This is a genomic window from Streptomyces sp. NPDC002144, assembly GCF_053593695.1.
Genome location: NZ_JBSFDB010000076.1, coordinates 1 through 19105, shown reverse-complemented (window position 1 = coordinate 19105; position 19105 = coordinate 1). Strand labels below are relative to the sequence as shown.

Annotated in this window: 13 protein-coding genes and 1 pseudogene; 7 read left to right on the top strand and 7 right to left on the bottom strand. The window is 67.7% G+C overall.

Features of this window, described 5'->3' with window-relative positions; translation table 11 throughout:
* The first annotated feature begins 47 nt into the window (after positions 1-47).
* Together ACWCQ1_RS47555 and ACWCQ1_RS47550 are read left to right on the top strand one after the other, a co-directional pair.
* Positions 48-1520, top strand: coding sequence for an MFS transporter (locus ACWCQ1_RS47555; RefSeq protein WP_207930084.1), 1473 nt, complete (start codon positions 48-50; stop codon positions 1518-1520).
* 197 nt (positions 1521-1717) lie between these two features.
* On the top strand, positions 1718-2425 hold the full coding sequence (locus ACWCQ1_RS47550; RefSeq protein WP_451029544.1) for a thioesterase II family protein: 708 nt from the start codon (positions 1718-1720) through the stop codon (positions 2423-2425).
* A gap of 59 nt (positions 2426-2484) precedes the next feature.
* On the opposite strand, the gene ACWCQ1_RS47545 is transcribed toward ACWCQ1_RS47550, so the two are convergent.
* Entirely contained in the window at positions 2485-5355 is a 2871-nt protein-coding gene (locus tag ACWCQ1_RS47545) for an AAA family ATPase (protein WP_451029549.1), read from the bottom strand.
* Positions 5356-6736: 1381 nt separating this feature from the next.
* On the bottom strand, positions 6737-6928 hold the full coding sequence (locus ACWCQ1_RS47540) for a hypothetical protein (protein WP_207930083.1): 192 nt from the start codon (positions 6926-6928) through the stop codon (positions 6737-6739).
* A 35-nt stretch (positions 6929-6963) separates the two neighbouring features.
* Here ACWCQ1_RS47540 and ACWCQ1_RS47535 point away from each other — a divergent pair, with 35 nt between their 5' ends.
* On the top strand, positions 6964-7317 hold the full coding sequence (locus ACWCQ1_RS47535) for a hypothetical protein (protein ID WP_451029543.1): 354 nt from the start codon (positions 6964-6966) through the stop codon (positions 7315-7317).
* 151 nt (positions 7318-7468) lie between these two features.
* Here the strand turns inward: ACWCQ1_RS47535 and ACWCQ1_RS47530 are convergent, their stop codons facing one another.
* Positions 7469-11575 carry a carboxypeptidase regulatory-like domain-containing protein gene (locus tag ACWCQ1_RS47530; protein WP_451029542.1) on the bottom strand — a complete coding sequence of 1369 codons (4107 nt, stop codon included), beginning with the start codon at positions 11573-11575 and terminating at the stop codon, positions 7469-7471.
* 495 nt (positions 11576-12070) lie between these two features.
* On the opposite strand from ACWCQ1_RS47530, the gene ACWCQ1_RS47525 reads away from it, so the two are divergent.
* Positions 12071-13105 carry a helix-turn-helix transcriptional regulator gene (locus ACWCQ1_RS47525; RefSeq protein WP_133050063.1) on the top strand — a complete coding sequence of 345 codons (1035 nt, stop codon included), beginning with the start codon at positions 12071-12073 and terminating at the stop codon, positions 13103-13105.
* Between the two features lie 964 nt (positions 13106-14069).
* On the opposite strand, the gene ACWCQ1_RS47520 is transcribed toward ACWCQ1_RS47525, so the two are convergent.
* Positions 14070-14234: a type II toxin-antitoxin system YoeB family toxin gene (locus ACWCQ1_RS47520; RefSeq protein ID WP_451029541.1), complete on the bottom strand. Its 165-nt coding sequence runs from the start codon at positions 14232-14234 to the stop codon at positions 14070-14072.
* A gap of 244 nt (positions 14235-14478) precedes the next feature.
* Here ACWCQ1_RS47520 and ACWCQ1_RS47515 point away from each other — a divergent pair, with 244 nt between their 5' ends.
* Positions 14479-15309, top strand: coding sequence for an SEL1-like repeat protein (locus ACWCQ1_RS47515; protein ID WP_451029540.1), 831 nt, complete (start codon positions 14479-14481; stop codon positions 15307-15309).
* Positions 15310-15536: 227 nt separating this feature from the next.
* Positions 15537-16178, top strand: coding sequence for a nucleotidyltransferase domain-containing protein (locus ACWCQ1_RS47510; RefSeq protein ID WP_451029539.1), 642 nt, complete (start codon positions 15537-15539; stop codon positions 16176-16178).
* 123 nt (positions 16179-16301) lie between these two features.
* Here ACWCQ1_RS47510 and ACWCQ1_RS47505 read toward each other — a convergent pair whose 3' ends face one another.
* The 3 genes and pseudogenes from ACWCQ1_RS47505 to ACWCQ1_RS47495 form a co-directional block, all read right to left on the bottom strand.
* Positions 16302-16433 (bottom strand): hypothetical protein, encoded by a 132-nt coding sequence (locus ACWCQ1_RS47505; RefSeq protein ID WP_358611746.1) that lies wholly within the window; start codon positions 16431-16433, stop codon positions 16302-16304.
* 228 nt (positions 16434-16661) lie between these two features.
* Positions 16662-16849, bottom strand: a pseudogene (locus ACWCQ1_RS47500) (TetR/AcrR family transcriptional regulator); the annotation flags it as partial.
* Between the two features lie 211 nt (positions 16850-17060).
* A complete protein-coding gene (locus tag ACWCQ1_RS47495; protein WP_451029538.1) occupies positions 17061-17645 on the bottom strand; it encodes a dihydrofolate reductase family protein in 585 nt (194 codons plus the stop codon).
* Positions 17646-17803: 158 nt separating this feature from the next.
* Between ACWCQ1_RS47495 and ACWCQ1_RS47490 the strand changes: the two genes are divergently transcribed.
* Positions 17804-18814: a sigma-70 family RNA polymerase sigma factor gene (locus ACWCQ1_RS47490; RefSeq protein WP_451029537.1), complete on the top strand. Its 1011-nt coding sequence runs from the start codon at positions 17804-17806 to the stop codon at positions 18812-18814.
* Positions 18815-19105 lie beyond the last annotated feature (291 nt).

Here is a 19105-nt window from a genome sequence, read left to right as displayed (position 1 = left end):
CGGGCGCACCTCGAGCACCGGCCCCAGTGACAGAAGGAAGCCCTGTCGTGGTTGACACCGTCCCCAAGAGCCAGCACCGGCCCGGGCTCATGCTCGCGCTGCTGGCATTCGCCCAGTTCATCGTTGCCGCCGACTACAACATCGTGTACGTCGCACTCCCCGACATCGGCAGTGCGCTCGGCTTCACCGCCCAGTCGCTGCAGTGGGTGGTCAGTGCCTACGCCGTCGCCTTCGGCGGTCTGCTGCTCTTCGGCGGCCGGCTGGTCGACCGGCTCGGCGGCCGCCGGATCTTCATCCTCGGCGCGGTCCTCTTCGGCCTGTCCTGCCTGGTCGGCGGTCTGGCCAAGGACCCGGGGGTACTGATCGCGGCCCGTGCCGTCCAGGGCGTCGGCGGCGCGCTGCTCTCCCCGGCCACGCTGATGCTGGTGAACACCCGTTTCGAGGAGGGTGCCGAGCGCAACCGCGCGCTGGCCGTCTGGGGTGCCTGCGGCAGCGGCGGCCTGGCGGCCGGCGCGCTGCTCGGCGGTCTGCTGACCAACGCCTGGGGCTGGCAGTGGGTGCTGTTCATCCTGGTCCCGATGGCCCTGCTGGCCGCAGCGGCCGCCCCGTCCGTCCTGCCGGCCGACGAGCGCTCCGGCAGCGACGCCAGCTTCGACGTCCCCGGCGCGCTCCTCGCCACCGCCGGTTCGTCTCTCCTGGTCCTCGGTCTGGTGAGCGGCCCCGAGGCGGGCTGGGGTTCGCTGCGTGGCGCCGGCTCCATCGTGGCCGGCGTGGTACTTCTCGCCGTCTTTGCCCTGGTGGAGAGCAGGAGCCGGGCCCCGCTCGCGCCGATGCGCCTGTTCACCAACCGCAGCCTGGTCACGGCGATCCTGATCATCCTCGTGTTCCAGAGCGCGCTGTCGGGCTCGTACTACCTGTTCACCAACTACATGCAGGACGTGCTCGGTTACGACGCCCTGGAGGCGGGCCTGGCGTTCCTGCCGCTCACCGTCATCTCGATGCTCGCCTCGCTCAAGCTCACCGGCATCCTGCTGGCGAAGTGGGGCCCGCGTACCACTCTCTTCATCGGCATGCTGATCAACGGCACGGGCATGATCGTCCTCGCCCTGGCGATGACCACTGACGCCTCCTTCTGGCAGCTCCTGATCGGCCTGCTCGTCTGGGGCGTCGGTGGCGGCGTCACCTTCCCGGCGATGTTCATCTGCGCCGCGTCCGGCGTCGACCCGAGCGAGGCCGGCATCGCCTCCGCACTCGCCAACGCCTCGCAGCAGATCGGCGGCGCCGCGGGCCTCGCCGTCCTGGTGGCCATCGCCAACGCAGGCCTGGACTTGAGCTCCGACACCAAACCGGCCGTCTCCGCCGTGGCGGACGGTCTGCGTACGGCGACGTGGGTGGGCGGCGTGGCCGCCGTCGTCGGCGGTCTGCTCGCCTTCACCCTCAAGAAGCCCGGCAGCGCGGCCCAGGAGCCGGCCGACCGGCAGGCCGGGCAGGCCGATGAGATCGGTGCCGTCTCACACTGAGCCCAGCCGAGCGACACTGCACCACGAACGCGGGGCCGTGGCCGGGAAATCCCCCGACCGGCCACGGCCCTGCCCCGCAGACCTGGCACATGCCGGAAGTTCGGACCATTCCGAGTTCAGTCCCAGCAGCCCAGCACCATGAGGTTGATGTCATGCGGCTCAGCGCGGAAAGCGGGCGCTCTTGGACACGCCGTTTCGTGGAAGCGGACGACAGCGAACTGCGACTGGTCTGTTTCCCGCACGCCGGCGGGTCGGCGGCGTACTTCCGGCCGTTGGCGCAGTCGCTCGCGCCGCGCGTCGAAGCACTGTGCGTGCAGTACCCGGGTCGGCACGACCGGCGCCACGAACCTCTTCTCGACAGCGTTCCGGCACTCGCCGATGGCGCCTTCGCGGCCCTGCGCCACGCTCTCGACGGGCCGTTCGCCTTCTTCGGTCACAGCCTTGGTGCCGTGGTCGCCTTCGAAGTGGCCCGCCGCTTCGAGCAGTTGACCACGCAGGGGCCGGTACGGCTGTTCGCCTCGGCCCGGCGTGCCCCGTCCGTCGCGCGGGACGAACGGGTCCATCTGCGCGACGACGCGGGTCTGATCGCGGAACTGACTCGCCTGGGCGGCACGGCGAACGCCCTCCTCACCGACGACGACCTGCGCGCCCTGGTACTCCCCGTCGTCAGGGCGGATTACCGGGCAGTGGAGACCTACACCCCCGTACCGGTCAACGCCCGGCTGACCTGCCCCATTTCGGTCTTCGCCGGAGAAGCGGACCCGGTCGCGTCGATGCCGGAGTTCCGTGCCTGGGCAGCCCACACCACCAAAGACAGCGACTTCCGGGTGTTCGACGGTGGCCACTTCTATCTGGACGGACACACCGCGGCTGTGGCCAGGGCAATCATGGACACCCTGTGGTGAACGACGAGGCCTCCGAGACAGAAGTGGTGCCCGCTCCCGGAGGCCCCCTGCCGTTCCTACTAGCTGGCCAGTCGCTCGTGTTCCGTCGGTTCGACCGCCTGCAGCGCGCCGACGAGATCCGTCCGTCGCCTTATGTTGAGCTTGCGGTAGACCCGCGTGAGGTGCTGCTCGACGGTGCTCACCGTCACAAACAGCCGGCTCGCGATCTGCCGGTTGCTGTTACCGGCGACAGCAAGCTGAGCAACCCTCATCTCGGCGTCGCTGAGAGCCTCGGTGGCACGTACGCCGCCGTCCGGCGGCTGGAGACCTCGACTCTGCTCGTCCTCCGCAGCCGATCGCGCCGCGATCGGCGAGGGGATCAGCACTCCCCGGCGCTCGGCCATCAGACCGGCTCGGCGCAGTATCTGCCGCCCCTTGCTGTACTGCCCCTGTTCCTGCCAGGCCCATCCGAGATCATGGAGCACAAACGACAGTTCAAGTGGCGCCTCGCACATCTGCAGGTACTCAGAGGCCTTGGTGAGCAGCCGGGGACGCTCGGACACCGTGTTGGTGGCGGCCAGCACCCTCAACGTCTCGGCGTGGATGCGCGGATACTCGGGGCCGCACTTGCGCATCTGTTCGGCGAGAAGGATCTGGGCCTGTTTGCGGTCTCCGAGACGTATGAGGGCCTGCGCCGCACTCGATCGCCACGGAATCATGACCGGATTGTCCAGCCCCAGCCGCTCGGCCACCTCTCCAGCAGCCTGGAAGTCGTCGAGCGCCGCCGAGACCTGGCCCGACGCGAGATACCGATGACCGCGAGCTCGCAGCAGACGCATGCCGAAGGGCGTTTCGAAGATGACCTGGGGCATCGCGGACTGGGCTTCTTCCACCACTGCGCTGACATGCCCCGTCAAGGTGTTGGCGTGCAGCACGGTACTCACTGGAAGGCCGAGCATGATGCCCCAGTTCCGCGCCGGAAGCAGTGTCAGCGCCTGCTCGACCTCGCGTTCGGCAGCCGCCGGCTCACCCTGGCGGAGGAGGATCTCGGCGCGTGCCGCACGGAACATGGCGTGCCACAGGGTGAAGCAAGCCTGCCGGGCGTGGGAGATCAGCTCCTGGGCCCGCTCCTGCGCATCCTGCAGCTGCTCCCCGTACATCAGGGTGTACAGAGCAACCATCAGAAGCGGTGCCGTGCCCTCGGAGAGGTCGTAGTGCCGCAGATCTTGCCGTGCCTCGTTCAGCCGCCTGGCATCGGGTGCCGCGGTGAGGTTGCGGCGGAGTATTGCAGCCGCGCGTCCCGTGGCCCAGGCTTCCGGCGAAACGCCGCTGGAGACCATTTCGTCGGCGTCGGGAACGCCTGACGCCCGTCCGTTCCCGCGGCGCGGATAGATCGTCTCCAACCAGGCCTTCGATGCCTCGAGATGGGAGGCCGCCACCATGTCGTGCGCCTCAACAGCCGCCTCGAAGCCGCGTACCAGCAGCTCGTTCGCTTCCTCGGGACGTCCGAACCAGATCAGCGCGTCGATGACAGAGGTGACGTGCCATCCCGGGAGATGACCCGCCCGCGCTTCCTCGATCAAGCCGCCGACCAGTCGATATGCGGCATAGGGTTCCCGGCGCCAAGTGGCCCGCACGATCATCGCCGTGGTGGTCGCCCTGCGCCGCTCGTCGGTGTCGTACTTGAGCGCCATTCGCAGGCAGTCCACCGCAAAGTCGGCATTCCTTTCGTCCAGCGCTTGCTGGGCCGCCTCGTGGAGGATCGGAATCGCACAGTCAGTGTCGACGCGGCTGGCTCCCAGGAGGTGCCCCGCCACGGTCATGGCGGGAAAGCCGTTCTTGAAGAGGACATTTGCGGTGTGGACCTGGAGATCGGCCCGCTGCAACGACGTCATGGCGCTCAGCAGCACACTCTTGGCATACGAGTGCCGAAACGTTCCCCCGGAGACGATCCCGGTCTCGCGCAAGAGATCAAGGGCCTGGGCGGTGGTCTCCTGGTCCATGCCCACGAGTTGAGCGAGCAACGAAACCGAGGGAGCGTCATCGAGCACTGCCAGTTGGTGGGCGACGTGCAGGACCTCGGGTTCACATCGGAAGAGGCAGCTGATCAGGGCCTGGCCGAATCCGTCCGCCATCCGGAGCTGCGGTACGTGGGCTTCCACCGTGGTGCGGTTGTCCTCGACAAGCCCGTGAAGCAGCGCGGTATTGCCTCCGGTGACCCCGAAGGCGTCGGCTGCGAGCAGCTCAGCCGCCGGGCGCCCCAGATGAAGGGCCATCACTTCCTCGACGCCTTGAGGAGACAGCAACGGCAGCTTCAGGAAACGTACGAGCGGCTCGGCAGGCAACTCGGCTTCGGGCAACGTCGCCAGTCGCCGGGAGTGGGGAGATTCGTTCAACACGACGAGGAGTCGTGACGACCGAAGCCTGCGAACGACATACGACAGGCAGCGGAGTGACGCCGCGTCGGCGTAGTGCACGTCGTCGATGCCGAGCACCACAGGTTTCTGCGTCTGCTCGATGACGGCCAGCAGCGTCATACACATCTCGTGGAAGATCTGCGGCGGCACATCACCACCAGACCCACCCGCGCCATCCCGATCGGTCGATTCGGACTGTGCCTCGGCAGCACACCGCTCGACCTTCTCCCGCAAAAGAGGATCGACCTTGTCGCCGTGAAGCAGATGAGCGAGCAGCCCGAAGGGCACCGTCTGCTCCGCCCGGGAAGCGATCGCTCCGAGATAGAGCCCTTCACAGGCCTCCACATAAGCAGCGAAGTCGTTCAGCAACTCCGTCTTGCCGCACCCCACGGGTCCATAGACGATCGCAACCCTGCCTTTACCACCCCGACTCCCTTCAAACATCCTGCGCAGTTCGCCAAGTAACCTGATCCGCTCGGGCAGTTCGTATGAGGGTTCTCGGCCCCTCGGGAGGTCAAGGCAGCTTTCAGGCATGCCGGCCATAGCCATACTCGTTCGTTCCCCCTGCAAGACGAGTGTCGACATCAGGGACATCGATGTCCCTTGAATGACTTCGACATTAAAATACCGGGCGATCGGTCCTGTCAACGGTTATTGATCTTGCCGTTTCCCATCGGGAGCTCCGGACAGCCGATCATCGCGACGAACGCAGGATTCGGCCCAGGCTGGCTCCACGCGAGCCAACCCCATCACGCCACCCCACATGAGCCCGGTGAAATGCGTCACACAATGAGGATGACCCCCTGCCCCATCGGGAAGTGTGTCAGCTTTCTTACGGGCAGATTAAAGATTTACAGCCCGGCACGGCGCACATGACCCAATAGACACACTGCCCACAATTCGGACAAATTCTGTAGTAAATGGGAACCGGGTCGTCCGACCTCTTATTTAAGCGTCCAGATCACCGCATGGTGACACTGCCATTGAGCCCCGCCGTGAGTATAGGTATCAATGCCGTTGCACTCGACGAGCCACCTCACCCGACACCTCAAAAACGGCCACAGCCTGGCAGATCACGCAACAGAGCCCAGACCGTGCCTTCACCTGTCAACTGAAGGGTTTGCACTGGCCGGCTCGTCACCACATCGCCGGCGTCAGCGGGAAGAGCGGGGCTCAAAGAGGAACGCCGCACGACCTGATACACCATTTCAAAGACTCGCCGAACCTGTATTTTGAAATCAGGTGCACTCTAATATTCGGGTCGCCCGGGTGAATCTCACGCCCGCGCTCCCACGGCACTGTATGTGACAGTCTCCCGTCATACGGCTCTTGTCGTTCAGGGCCTTTTCCGTCCCGACCCGGTACTTGTTCTGGATCCACCGCAGCAAGTCGTTATTGTTGCGGTCGAGCAGCGGATACAGGGCCGAGCGGTAGAAACGCCACTAGTAGTTCAGCCATCCTCTGACCACCGGATTGACTGTCCGCGCGCCAGGTCAGATGACTCCTGCGCTGTGCGTCGGCGCAATCTTGGCCACGTAAGCAATTGCCCGCCAGGGCTCGCAAAAATCCCGATGGCGATGCCGTCGACACAGTCGAGGTAACGGTTTTACTACTTGCATCGATCACGGCAAGCCCGCTCACCCTTGGTACCTTCTCCTGCAGAAGGTGACGTAGACGTACTTATCTGCCGCAAGCTCGTACCCAAAGAGTCGACCCCAGGTGCCTCGCCATCAGCAGTGGGGAAATCGCGCGAGCGCGGCTGTCCTCTCGTTGAGGGAGTGTTGCGGAATTTCAAGGCGCTGCCAGCGACGTTCCTCGCCCGCGGCTCCCAGCACCTGCTCTTCGACGGCGTCATCTTCAGCCCCGCTGGGTCTGGCCCGGCCCGACCTGTCCGAGCGGCGACACGAGCCTCCCGCTAGTCGTACTCGGTGAACGGGTCAGCGACGGCGGCTTCGACCACATCGGTATCGATGACATCGCCGCCTCCAAAGAGGCCGCCGAGCACCTCCTCGGCCTCGGCAGACGCCGCGTCGCCGCCATCGGCGGCCAGCCGTACCGCTCCGGCGAGGCCGCCCAGCTGCGCACCCTGGGCTTCCGTCTGGCCCACGAGCAGGCCGGCGTGCCCGTGCGCGAGGGTACGAGGTGTTCTGCTCAGGCGACCTGATCGCCCTTGGCGCCCTGCACACGCTCGCCGCCCGAAGCCCGGGCGTCCCGGAGGACGTCGCGGTCGTCGGCTATGACGACATCGAGGACGCCAACTTGGGTGCTCTCGCGGTCCCGCGACAGACCCTCGGTGCGTTCCCTGTCCCCGGATCTCTCTCGCCCCTTGGCCATGCGGTACAGGGCGGAGACGTCACCGTAGTCAGCGGCCTGCCGTGCCATGGTTTCGGCGTCTCTCCTGCTCCCCGGCCTTCTCTCTCCCCCGCGCACGGCGAGGCGGTACACGGCGTTGGCGTCGCCCGAACATGGCCGGCCGTCGGGCTCCGGGGGTTGTGACGGTGTTCGTGGGGCTGACCGTGGGCGTTCCGGTCGACGGCGAGCGGCCGGCCCGTCTGGACCGCCAAGGCCGTGAACGCCGACGGCCGGAAGGCCGGGGTGGGCAGGCCCCGTTCGGGAGCGCGCCGCCCCGGCCTTCGGCCAGTGCTGCCTACTTTCTCTTGAGGGTGAAGTTCTTGATGACGGTGGACTTCTTCTTGATCGTCACGGTCGCGACGGTGGGCTGGAAACCGTCCTTGGCGGCTATGACGGAGAGCGGGTTGTTGCGGACGTCGAGCCACAGGGCGTACCCGCCGTCGGCGTCCGTCGTGAGCGTGTAGCTCGTGGCCCAGGTGTCGATCTGGACGGTGGCTCCGGCGATCGGCGCGGTGCCGCCGGCGGCGGTCGCCCCCAGCACCGTCCCGGTGATCTTGCCCCAGGTGCTGGGCGGGGCGACATGCATCTCCACGGGGAGCCTGGGCACGGAGTAGGGAGTGTCGGTGCTGAAGGAGAGCTGGGCGGTGAAGTCTCCTGGCTGGGTCACCTCGGCCACGGAGGCGTCCAGGGTGATTGTCACCTTCGAGCTCTTACCGGGCTTGAGAGTGAGCTGCTGCGTGCTTTCGCTCAGCCAGCTGACCTCCCTCGCCTCTCCCTGGTCGTAACCCGGCAGCACCTCCACGGTCGTTCCGGGAGTCGCGAGCGCGACGCCGCCGCCGACCTTGAAGAAGCCCAGCCCGCCTCCGCCGCGGTAGGTGGCGGTGTCGGCGTTGGGCAGGGCGGTCCAGGTGCCGGCCTGCGGGTCGAAGGAGAAGCCCTGGTTGGTGATGCTGTTCCCGGTCACGCCGCCCGCGGTGACGAGCAGACCGTTGGCGGAGGTGTACGCGGCGCCCCAGAGGGTGATCGGCAGGTCGGCGACCTGTGACCAGGTGTTGGCGGCGGGGTCGTAGACGTAGGAGTGCTTGACCTCGCTGCTGCCGTTGAACCCGCCCGCGCAGTAGAGCTTGCCGCCGATGCCGGCGCAGGAACTCCAGGAGATCTGCTCCGGGTAGGCGGCCAGTGTGGACCAGCTGTCGGCGGCGGCGTCGTAGACGGTGACATCGGTGGAGCCGCAGGAGTCGGCCCCGCAGCCGCCGACCACGTAGAGCTTGCCGTCGAGGACGGCGCTGCCGGAGCCCGCGTAGGGCTTGGGCGAGGCGGCGCCGGTGGTCCAGGTGTCGCTTCCCGGGTCGTAGATCTCCAGCTTGGAGTCGGGGGCGCCGCTGGGTCCCCAGCCGCCGACGGCGTAGAACTTGCCGTCGATGAAGCCGTGGGCGGGATCCTCCCGGGTGTCCGCCGCAGCGGCCCGCTTGGTCCAGGTGCCGGCGACCGGATCGAGGACGTACATGTCCTTGGTGTCGGCGGCGCCGTTGAAGCCGAATGCGGAGTAGACCTTGCCGTCGTCGGTGGCGACGGCGTTGTCCATCAGCTTCACCGGAAGGTCGGCTGCTGCCTGCCAGGCGTCACCGGCGGCTCCCGGGACCACCTTGGCGGTGGTGCCCGCGGCGGACGCGGCGGCCTTGCTCGACAGCGGGGAGTACGTGCCCTTGACGCGCTTCAGCGGGGCGCCGCCCGCGGCCGCCATGCTGAACCCGCCGGGCTGTTCCCCGAGTTTGACGGTGGCGGGTGCCGTGCCGGTGTTCTTGACGGTCAGGGTCTTGGTGGTCTGCTCGCCCCATCCGAGCGACGCGGTGATGGAGGTCTTGTCCAGCGTCACCTGCCCGGCGCCGAGTGCGAAGTCCGCGCCGACGGCGCTGTCGGCCCGCACCTTCACCGTCTTGTCGAGCCCGGTGTAGTGCGGCTTCGCCGCGGTGAAGCCGTGGCTGCCGAGGGAGGAGAACAGGGTGTAGACGCCGTCGCCCAGGGCGGGGTCGTCGGGGGTGGCGAACGTGACGGCGCTCTGCTTGCTGTCGTCCTTGTTCGTCACGGTGGCGCCGACCAGACCCGTGGAGGTGTTGGCATCGGTCACGGTGCCGGTGAGCAGACCGCCGGGGAGGGACGTGACGTGGCGATCACCGATGAAAACGTTGTCAACCTTCCACCACCAGCCGAAGGATCCGGTGAAGTGGAAGCGGAGTTGCACCGATGCCTTGCCGGCGTAGTCGGTCAGCGGGAGTTCGACCTTCTGCGCGCCGAAGGTGGTGCCGGTTGCGGACCAGAGTGTGGTCCAGGTCGCGCCGCCGTCCGTGGTCGCGTCGACGTCCGCGCTCTGGCCCCCGCTGGCCCAGTAGTCGTTGGCGAAGGCGATCTCGGGTGCGGAGTCGTCGGTGAAGTCGTATACGGGGCTGAGCAGTTGCGAGTCCTGGTGTACCCCGCCGCCGTAGTGGTCGCTGTCGACGATGGCGAACCCGCCGTCGCCGCCGGTGGTGTTGGAGCGCGAGCCCGGGTCGTCGAAGGTCCAGCCGCCGGTCGTCCCGTCGGCGTTGACCACCCTCCAGCCCTTCGGGGCGGAGTCGGTCGAGTCGAACGGCTCGGTGGTGCCTTCGTCCCGTACCGAGTAGCCGGCGGGCACGGTGGCCGCCCACGGGTCGACCGGAACCGCGACGTTCAGACTCTGGTCGGAGGCCGCGACGGTGATCTTCTTGGTGGGCGATGTGTAGCCGGGAGAGGCGCTGACCACGTGCAGGGTGTAGTCGTGGCCCTGGGGCAGCTTCAGGTCGAAGGCGCCGGTGAGCGGGTCGGTCCACACCGGGCCGCCGGGGACGCCGTCCGCGGTGATCTTGGCGTAGAGCGGCCAGCCGTGGCCGGAGCCGTCGGTGACCTTGCCGGAGACCGTCCGGCTCGGGACCGGGGTCAGGGCGAAGTTCTTGGTGAGGGCGTCGCCGTCGCCGAGGGACACACCCGAGGCGGTGCGGGGTGAGTAGCCGTACGCTTCGACGGTGATGTCGTAGCTGCCGACCGGCAGGACGAGCGAGTAGGTCCCGTCGGCAGCGGTGTGTGCGGTGCCGCCGCCCTGGGTGGTGACGGTGGCTCCGGCGACCGGCTTGCCGGTGCTGTCGTCGGTGACGGTGCCGGAGAGCTTCCCGTGCGGGCCGCTGCGGAACGCGGCCAGCCCGTCGGGGGTGCCCAGGCCGGTCGGACCGTCGTAGCCGGCACCGGCGGTGCACAGGTACGCGGGGGTGCAGGTGCCGTTGTCACCGGCGGTCACGTCATTGAGACCGGTCCCGGAGGCGTACGGGTAGGAGTTGGGGTACGTGCCCGCGACGGGGGTCCCGGCGGCCGCGTACACACCGGCGATGATCGGTGAGGAGGCGCTGGTGCCGCCGTACACCTGCCAGCCGCCACCGCCGTAGGTCTGGTAGACCGCGACGCCGGTGGCCGGGTCGGCCACGGCGGAGACGTCGGCGACGGTGCGCTTGTCACATCCGGTGTCCGTCTGGAAGGCCGGCTTGGGCTCGTAGAGGGAGCAGCCGGATCCCGGGCCCAGGCCATTGCGGTTCCAGACCGACTCGGACCAGCCGCGTGCGGTGCCGGAGGCCCGCACCAGCGAGGTGCCGCCGACGGAGGTCACGTAGGGCGAGACGGCGGGGTAGGCCACCCCGTAGTCGCTGTCGCCCGAGGAGGCGACCACGGCGACACCGGGATGGTTGTAATGGGCGTCGTACGTCGTCTCGTCGGGGGTCTCGCCGCTTCCCGGAGTGCTGCTGTAGTTGGTGCCGTAGGAGTTGGAGACGTACTTGGCGCCGAGCGCCACCGCCTGGTCGACGGCCGCCCCCAGGTCCTCGAAGCTCGGCTGGTCCGCCTCGACGAGCAGGATGTGCGCGTTCGGCGCGGCCGCGGAGACCATGTCCAGGTCGAGGGAGATCTCACCGGCCCAGCCGGCGTCGGGCGCCGGGTAGTTGGTGCCGCCGCGCTGGTCGACCTTGGTGAAGCAGCCGTTTGCCGTGGTGCAGGCCGGCAGTCCGTACTGCTCGCGGTAGACGGCCAGGTCTGCCTCGGCGCTGGGGTCGTCATAGGCGTCGACGATGGCGATCGTCTGCCCCGCACCGCCGTCGGCGGGAAGGCTGTAGGCGCTCTGCAGGTCGGCGGCGCCGTAGCCGCTGGGGGTGACGGAGGCGGACAGCAGGCCCTTGACGGCCTTGGTGTCGGTGCGACGCAGGGCGAAGCACGCGGCCTCGCCCCTCTTGGGGGTGGCACAGGAGGGCTCGAGGGCGACTTTCTTCTTGGCCGACGAGGCAGATGAAGCCGATGAAGCGGGCGGCGCCACCGCGTGGGCCGGGATCTGTATGCCCAGAACCGTCATTGCGGCGGCGCTGAACAGGGTCAGGCAGGCGGCGGCTCTTCGACGTAAAACCGAACCGGTTCTCGGTGAGGTACGCAAAAGGTTACTCCTCGGTTCGCCTTGCTTGGGTCGACTCGAACGTGGTTCCCGGTCGACAGCGAATGCGGGCGGTTCACATTCGCCGCAATCAATTGGCGTACCTCGAAGGGCAATTGACAATAGGCCGTGTGTTACATGTAAATGTCATGCGCCTGTTTCGTGCAAAAAAGGACCTGGACCGGGGTCGGAAATAAATCCCCACGCCAAAGGGGCCCACCGCTCAAAAAACGCGTAGGGCCGTATTCCTCACGGTAATTGGTTTTCAGTCGGTTGCACGCAGTCGGGTATCGGTGTGACCTCCGATCATCCTGACCTCGGCGCCCCGGCCTGACAAGATCCACCCGCTGCGGGCCCGCGCAGTTGCGCACTTGCGTAGCATCGGCGTGCACCTAGTTCCGATCTTCCGAGGAGTCGCTGATGGACGTGTCCTCCTCAGACGCGTTGTGGGCAGGCACCGGTCTGGGCTCCCTCGCCCGGCAGGCACTGGAGTACCTGGTCAGCCATCCGGGCGCGGACGAGGACGCGGTCGCGGCGGGAACCGGCGTCTCAGCCGCGGCGGCCCGGACCGCCTTACGATCCCTGGAGGCCGAACTCCTGGCCGTACGCATCGGGGAACAGCCCACGCGCTGGAGCGCCGGCCCGCCCCGCTCCTCGCTGGGCGCCCTTCTGGCCCGTAAACGACAGGAGTTGGCCAGGGCGGAGCTGTACGCGGAACAGCTCGACGAGATCTATCGCACGGCCCCCGGACGGCAGATCGCCTCGGATCTCTTCGAGGTCGTCGAGAGCGACGAACAGGTCGGCGCCCGCTACGCCCACCTTTTGCGCAGCAGCCGGCACGAGGTGCTGCATTTCGCGAGACCGCCGTATGTGACCCGACGGATCGCCCCCACGGACACGTCCACCGCTGCGGGCGCCACGGTCCGTCCCGGAGTCCGGCTGCGGTCCGTTTACGACAGCGACGGAATCGCCGACGACGGATGCCTTGAAACGGCTCTCCGGGGCGCCCCTACAGAAGGAGAGCTGCGGCTACTGCCCGGACTCCCCATGAAACTGGTCATCTTTGACCGCGTCGCGGCGATCATGCCACTACGCAAAGACGATCCCGCCGCGGGCTCACTAGTAGTGCACTCCTCAACGCTGCTCGAAGTACTGACCGCCCTCTTCGAGAGCGTATGGGAGCGTGCGGTGCCCCTCTCACTGGAAAGCCGCACCGCCTCGCACACCGCGAGCCCCGAAAGACAAGAGGCCACTCTGCACAGTCGGACGCGGGACATCCTTCGCCTGATGTCCGCCGGCATGAAGGACGACGCCATCGCACGCGCCTTGCGACTCAGCCGCCGGACCGTACAGACCCATATCAGCGATCTGGGCAGACAACTGGGCGCACGGACCCGGTTCCAGATAGCCCTACTGGCCCAGGAACGCGGCCTGTTCGGGGATACGGAGGGGTGAGCGTGGCCGTCACGCCGGCGCAGCTGCCCGTCGGCGTCCAGGGGCAGTGGAGCACTCCACTCGCGAAGGCAGCCGCCGCGCGGACCGAGAGGGCCGAGGTCAAGAAGGCCCTCAGCGGCAGGCGTGACCTGCCACACGACCAAGATCAATCTCATCCATGCTGACCGTTCCGCTGGTCCCCACGGCACAGACACCCGCCGCCCAGCACGGGACAGCCCGTTCACCTGACTACGCCTGCTGGCCCAGGCGCACCGCCCGGACCTGGAGTTGCACACTCTCGGGGACCCCGAGCGGTAAGGAACGGTCGGCAGCCACACCCAGGGCTCCGTCAGGTTCCGTGAGTGCGTGGAGGGTTGACGATCGGCTGGTAGGGGCGGACAGCAGAGCAGGCACGGGGTTCGTGATCATTGGTGTCGAAGCCAGATGATCACGAGAATGTCCCGTGCCTGCCGTTGCATCTTCCCCCACTGGGCCGGTTCGACGAGGCCGACAGCGAGATCCGGCAGGTCACCGAGGCGTATGCACCACGCTTCGGGCCGGAGTACCCGATCGTGCGCGCGACCCGGCAGCTGTTCTCCCGGACCCGAGCCGCGCCCCAGCAGTCTTACGCCAGCTCCACAGACCTGACATCCCGCCAGCCCGGGGGTAGCCCCGGCGTGCTTGGTCATCGCCGACCAGACGCCACACAAACCACCACTTACCTGCGGCTGGTTGGCGGTGAAAGCCGAACCTCCCTGGCGGCGCATCGGCATTCCCTGCCCTGCTCCGCAGGAGTCCGTTTCCTCCCCCACCTGAAGGCGGGGGTATCCACGGAGGAATCCCGATGACCGACGCGTCGCACGACGGGAACGCAGCCTGGGCCCCGAGCGCCCCATCACGATCGCGGGCCGACGGCTGCTGGACGAGTACCGGTCGGGCCGATGACGTGACAGCGTGTACCGCGACGTGGAACGGTGGCGTGGCCTCAGCAGTAGTAGCGGACCTCGAGGATGTTCACTTCCTTCTCGTCCACCCGGCAGACGAGCCGGTGTTCATCGTCGATCCGGCGTGAGCGAGGGCGAGCGCCTCGACGGCAAGCCCCTGCTGCTCGCCACGTCCTGCCTGCCTGCCGACCTCGTCCCCGGCACACCGATCACCCAGCCCGACACAGGGCCCGGCGGCCTCTACGCCCGACTCGCGGAACTGGGCAGCAAGCCCATCGGCTTTCGACTCCGAAGGCGCTGCCGTCGAGGTCGAGGCCGCGAGGCGCGAGGGACCAGAATCTGCGCTGCGGCACCGCGCTGCGTACCCTTTCACGCGTTCGCACGCTTGTGTCATCCTGTGTCCTTGATGCGTGGGGCGAGGGCGGGGATGTCTTGAGCAGACGCGGTTCGATGAGTGCCCGGAAGTGGTTCAAGCGTGGGGTCGCTCTCGCCAAGCAGGGAAAACTGACGGAAGCGCGTGACGCGTACCTCCATGCGGCGGTGTCCGGCAGCGTGAACGCTCAGTACAACCTGGGGCTCGTCTACGCCGATCTCGGTGACCTCGACAACGCGATCGCGTGGTACCGCCGGGCTGCTGCCTCTGGAGACGCCGGCGCCATGCACAATCTCGCGCTGCATCGCTACGGCGGGGATCGGAACGCGGTCGCCGAGGCGCTGCACTGGTACGCCGAGGCGGCCCTGCGCGGTCACGCGCCCTCGCAGTACAACCTGGCTCTCCACCACCACCGGGCGGGTGAACTCTCCCTCGCCGAGCGCTACTACGAACAGGCGGCGAAGCAGGGGGACCTCGATGCGCAGGTGTCCCTGGCAGGCCTGTGGCACGGCCGGGGCCTCGACCGGGAAGCCGAGGAGATGCTGCGCCGGGCAGTGGCCAAGGAGCATCCCGGGGCGCTCGACTTCATGGGCAAGCTGGCCGAGAACCGAGGTGACACCGAGCGGGCCGCCGGGTTCTACGCGCGCTCCCACGCGGCGGGATTCTCCGGTGCGGCGGTGAACCTGGGGATTCTGCACCAGAGGCAGCAGCGCGAGGTGGAGGCCGAGGAGTGGTTCCGTAAAGCGGCCGACGCCGGGAACGCCGGCGGTATGTACGCCCTGGGCCGGCTGATCATCGATCTGGACCGGTCGGACGAGGCCCTTGTCTGGTTCCGCAGGGCCGCCGAACTGGGGGACGCGTCGGCGCAGCACGCGGTGCGGGTCCTCACCGCGCGCGAAGAGGAATAACTTCGCCACACTCCAGAACACCGATGTCCCCGAAGGACCTGGCTTGATCAAGTTCCGTGGGTGTCTGCATCGTTGGTGATGTACAGGACGGGGAGTGCTCGTTGGGGTTCGTCGCGGATCGCCCGGGTGGTCTTGGCCGAACCTGAACCGGAGTCAGCCCGGCGCAGCCGCCCCGCCCGTCACTGCCTCTCCGCCCTGAAGAACGGAATATCCCCGGAGGAAACCCGATGAGCGATCAACTGCCCAGCGGCGGCATCGAATTGTCACCCGGCGAGATCGAGGCCCTGGACGCCAGGTGGTCTTCATGCTGGACCCCGAGTGAGGTCGCGCAGCGGCTGGCTGGGATCGGCACACCCTGGTACGTGGCCGCGGGCTGGGCGCTGGACCTGTTCCACGGCAGGCAGACGCGCACTCATGGCGACATCGAGATCGCGATTCCGGCCGCCAGCTTTCCCAAGGTCCGCCACCGTTTTCCCGGATACGTCTTCGACGCTGTCGGCAATGGCCGGGTCTGGGAGGACGCCGCACCAGACGCACTGGCGGCAGTGCATCAGACCTGGGTCCGCGATCCGGCCACCGGCAACTACCTGCTCGACGTGTTCCGCGAACCGCACGACGGTGACACCTGGATCTGTCGGCGAGATGAGAGGATCCGGCTTCCCTACGGTGACATCATCCACCGCACTCAAGACGGCATCCCGTATCTTGCGCCTGAACTGGTCTTGCTCTTCAAGGCCAAGCACGCCCGCCGAAAAGATCAATCAGACTTCGACGCGGCTCTCCCTCTTATGTCCCCAGCTCAGCGCGAGACCCTGGCCGAACTACTCGACCGCGTACACCCGGGGCATCCCTGGATTGCGGATCTGTAACTGGCTGCTGTGGCGCTCGCGCAACTGTCGCTGGCTCACCGAGGAAGTCAGCCTGCACGCGCACGGCCATGCCGAAGCCGACCAGGGCGGGGACTGCAGACGGGCTGGACAGCGCCGCCTGGCTCAGCGGATCCGGGGAAGCGCCTTGTCAGCGCGTGCGGTGTGGACGTAGCGGACGGCGGTGCCGAGATGGATGCCGAACAGGTGTACCGGGTCGGCGGTTCGTCGGGCCTCGTCCAGTGCGCGGTCGCCCACGTCTGGCGCGATGTGATTCCGGTGTGGTCGAACGTGCGTCGCAGTACGCGGTAACTGACGGGCGGGAGCCTCGTCCCTCGGGACGCGGCGCGCACGGCGACGGCGCCGTGATGTGGATCCTGGGATCGGCCAGGGCTACTCGTCGCGCCACTCGCTTCGCCCTTCAACCGAGCGGGGAGTGAAGACGAGTGCCTGGCAGGTGAGGGCTGGGCCCGCACGTTCGCGACAGGCCATGGACATGGTGATGACCATGGCCATCACGTCGAAGGGGTCTCCCTGTCTGATGCGCCCAGCGGCCTGGGCCTGTGCGATGCCGCGGAGTTTGTGGTCGTCGTAGCGGTCGTGGTCCGCCACGAGATGCCCGGCCGGGCGCCGCTCCAGGCGCGCCAGGTCGCGAGCCGGATCGGATTCCGCCTCAGGCGCCACCGGGCCGTAGCCACGAGGTAACTACCGCGAGGATGATCGGGTGCCGCCTCAGGCGGCGTTCTGGCCCGCGGGACGACTGGCCTTGATGCGCTGCTGCCTGACCTCCACAGGGGCGTCAAGCTCGCGGTCCGCTACGAGGCGACCGTGCTGGTCGCAGCAGTCCTGAACGAGGGGCTGTGACCAGCACCTTCGCAACAGACCCTAGGCGTCTTGGACGAACTTGTAGGTGAGGAAGGCCAGGCCGTCACCGATGGTCCTGGTGTCGACCAAGCGCATGGCGTTCTTGCCGCTGGCCTCGCCGAAGAATCGTTCGCCGGTCCCGAGCACGACCGGGAAGACGACCAGCCGCACCTCGTCGACGAGGTCGTGCTCGATCAGCGTACGCCCGAGCCGATAGCTGGCAGGGACGATGATTTCTCCGTCCAGCTCCTGCTTCAGCTTCGAAACCTCGGTCACAACGTCGCCCTTCAGAACCGTCGAGTTGTTCCAGTCGGGTTCCTCGAGGGTCGAGGACACGACGTACTTGGGCATGCTGTTCAACCGGTCCGCAAGCTCTCCACTCCGTGGCTGCCACCGCACCCCGAAGAACTCATAGCTCCTGCGCCCCAGCAGCCATGCCTCGGCGCGTAGCGCCTCCTCGAGCGCGACCTTGTTCCACTCTGCGAGATCCTTGCCCCCGAACTGGACGAACCAGCCGCCCAGTTCGAAGCCCTCCTGACCGTCCGGGTCCTGGACCACTCCATCGAGCGAGACGTTCTGCGGTCCGCTCATCACGATCTTTCCCATTGCGCTCCTCCTTCGCGCCGGCGTTGTCGTCGGCCACGCAGGTACAGGCGTCGCGACGCTGGGAAACTGGGCGCCCGCCGACCGCCCAGTTCGCCCCTCGGCCGGCGCCTGTACAGGATGGAAGTGCGGCAAGGCGCGGGAAGAAGGTGACGGTGAGGATGGCGGCAGCAGATCTGCTCGCAAGGGCGCGGGCCGGGGACGGGCAGGCGTTCCGGGAGCTGACCGAGCCCTATCTTCGAGAGCTGCAGGTGCACTGCTATCGCATGCTCGGATCCTTCGAGGACGCCGAGGACGCCCTCCAGAACACGCTGCTGACCGCCTGGCAAAGCCTCGGCGGGTTCGAGGGACGCGCCTCGCTGCGCACCTGGCTGTACCGGATTGCCACCCATCGGTGTCTCGACGCGCGCCGCGCGGCCAGTCGGCGCCCGGCCAAGGAGTGGGACGTGCCAGGGGTCGAACCGCCCGAGCCGACCCGGCTCGGCGAGGTCGTATGGCTGCAGCCGTTTCCCGGTGGCCTCCTGGAGGGTGCGGTCGAGGTTCCGCTCGGCCCGGAGGCCCGCTACGAGCAGACCGAATCCATCTCGCTGGCCTTCGTGACCGCCCTTCAGGTCCTGCCTCCCCGCCAGCTCGCCGTCCTCGTCCTGCGCGATGTCCTGGGGTTTCAGGCGAGCGAGGTGGCCGACATGCTGGACTCGACCGTCGAATCGGTCAACAGCGCCCTCAAACGAGCGCGCGCCACCCTGCAGCGCCGCCGACCGCAGACCGCCGACCACCAGCCCTCTCCCCCCGTCGGCTCACCCGCCGAGGACGCGATCGTGGCGAAGTTCGTCCGCGCGTGGGAGTCCGCCGATATCGATGCGCTGGTGGCCCTCCTGACCGACGACGTCTTCATGTCGATGCCACCGATGCCCTTCGAATACCAGGGCCGGGACGTCGTGGCCCGCTTCTGCGCCGGCCTGTTCGGCGCCGGCCGCAGGTTCGACCTCGTCCCCTCGCGAGCCAACGGCCAGCCTGCATTCGGGGCCTACCTTCGTGACCCGAACGGCATCAGCCACGGGGTCGGCCTCTACGTCCTCACTCTCACCGGCGATCGGATCTGCGCCATGACCCGATTCGACAACAGCGTGCTCCCATGGTTCGGGCTGCCCCGATCACTCCAGAGCCGATAACCGGATCTTCGACCCTTCACGAGGGAGGACCGCTGCACGACCCCGGTCCCGCGGTCCGGCACAAGGCCGCCAAGGACCGGTGCGACTGCGAAGACAGCCACGTCGCCGTCCGCTTCGACCACCAGCCGGATCCGCGGTATGCCGATGAGGCGTTCCGCATGTGCTTCGCACGCCTGGTCACCCACTACTGACTGGCGGTCGTGTCCCGCGTGATGGTGTAGCCGATCAACTGGTGGGAGTGTTCGTCGTGTTGGGGAGCGCGGGGGCGCTCTCGGGGAGTCCGGGGTAGAG

Coding starts and splice junctions, on each gene's coding strand:
- ACWCQ1_RS47545 (WP_451029549.1), bottom strand. CDS start 5,355: ATGCCTGAAAGCTGCCTTGACCTCCCGAGGGGCCGAGAACCCTCATAC.
- ACWCQ1_RS47530 (WP_451029542.1), bottom strand. CDS start 11,575: ATGACGGTTCTGGGCATACAGATCCCGGCCCACGCGGTGGCGCCGCCC.
- ACWCQ1_RS47525 (WP_133050063.1), top strand. CDS start 12,071: ATGGACGTGTCCTCCTCAGACGCGTTGTGGGCAGGCACCGGTCTGGGC.
- ACWCQ1_RS47515 (WP_451029540.1), top strand. CDS start 14,479: ATGAGTGCCCGGAAGTGGTTCAAGCGTGGGGTCGCTCTCGCCAAGCAG.
- ACWCQ1_RS47510 (WP_451029539.1), top strand. CDS start 15,537: ATGAGCGATCAACTGCCCAGCGGCGGCATCGAATTGTCACCCGGCGAG.
- ACWCQ1_RS47495 (WP_451029538.1), bottom strand. CDS start 17,645: ATGGGAAAGATCGTGATGAGCGGACCGCAGAACGTCTCGCTCGATGGA.
- ACWCQ1_RS47490 (WP_451029537.1), top strand. CDS start 17,804: ATGGCGGCAGCAGATCTGCTCGCAAGGGCGCGGGCCGGGGACGGGCAG.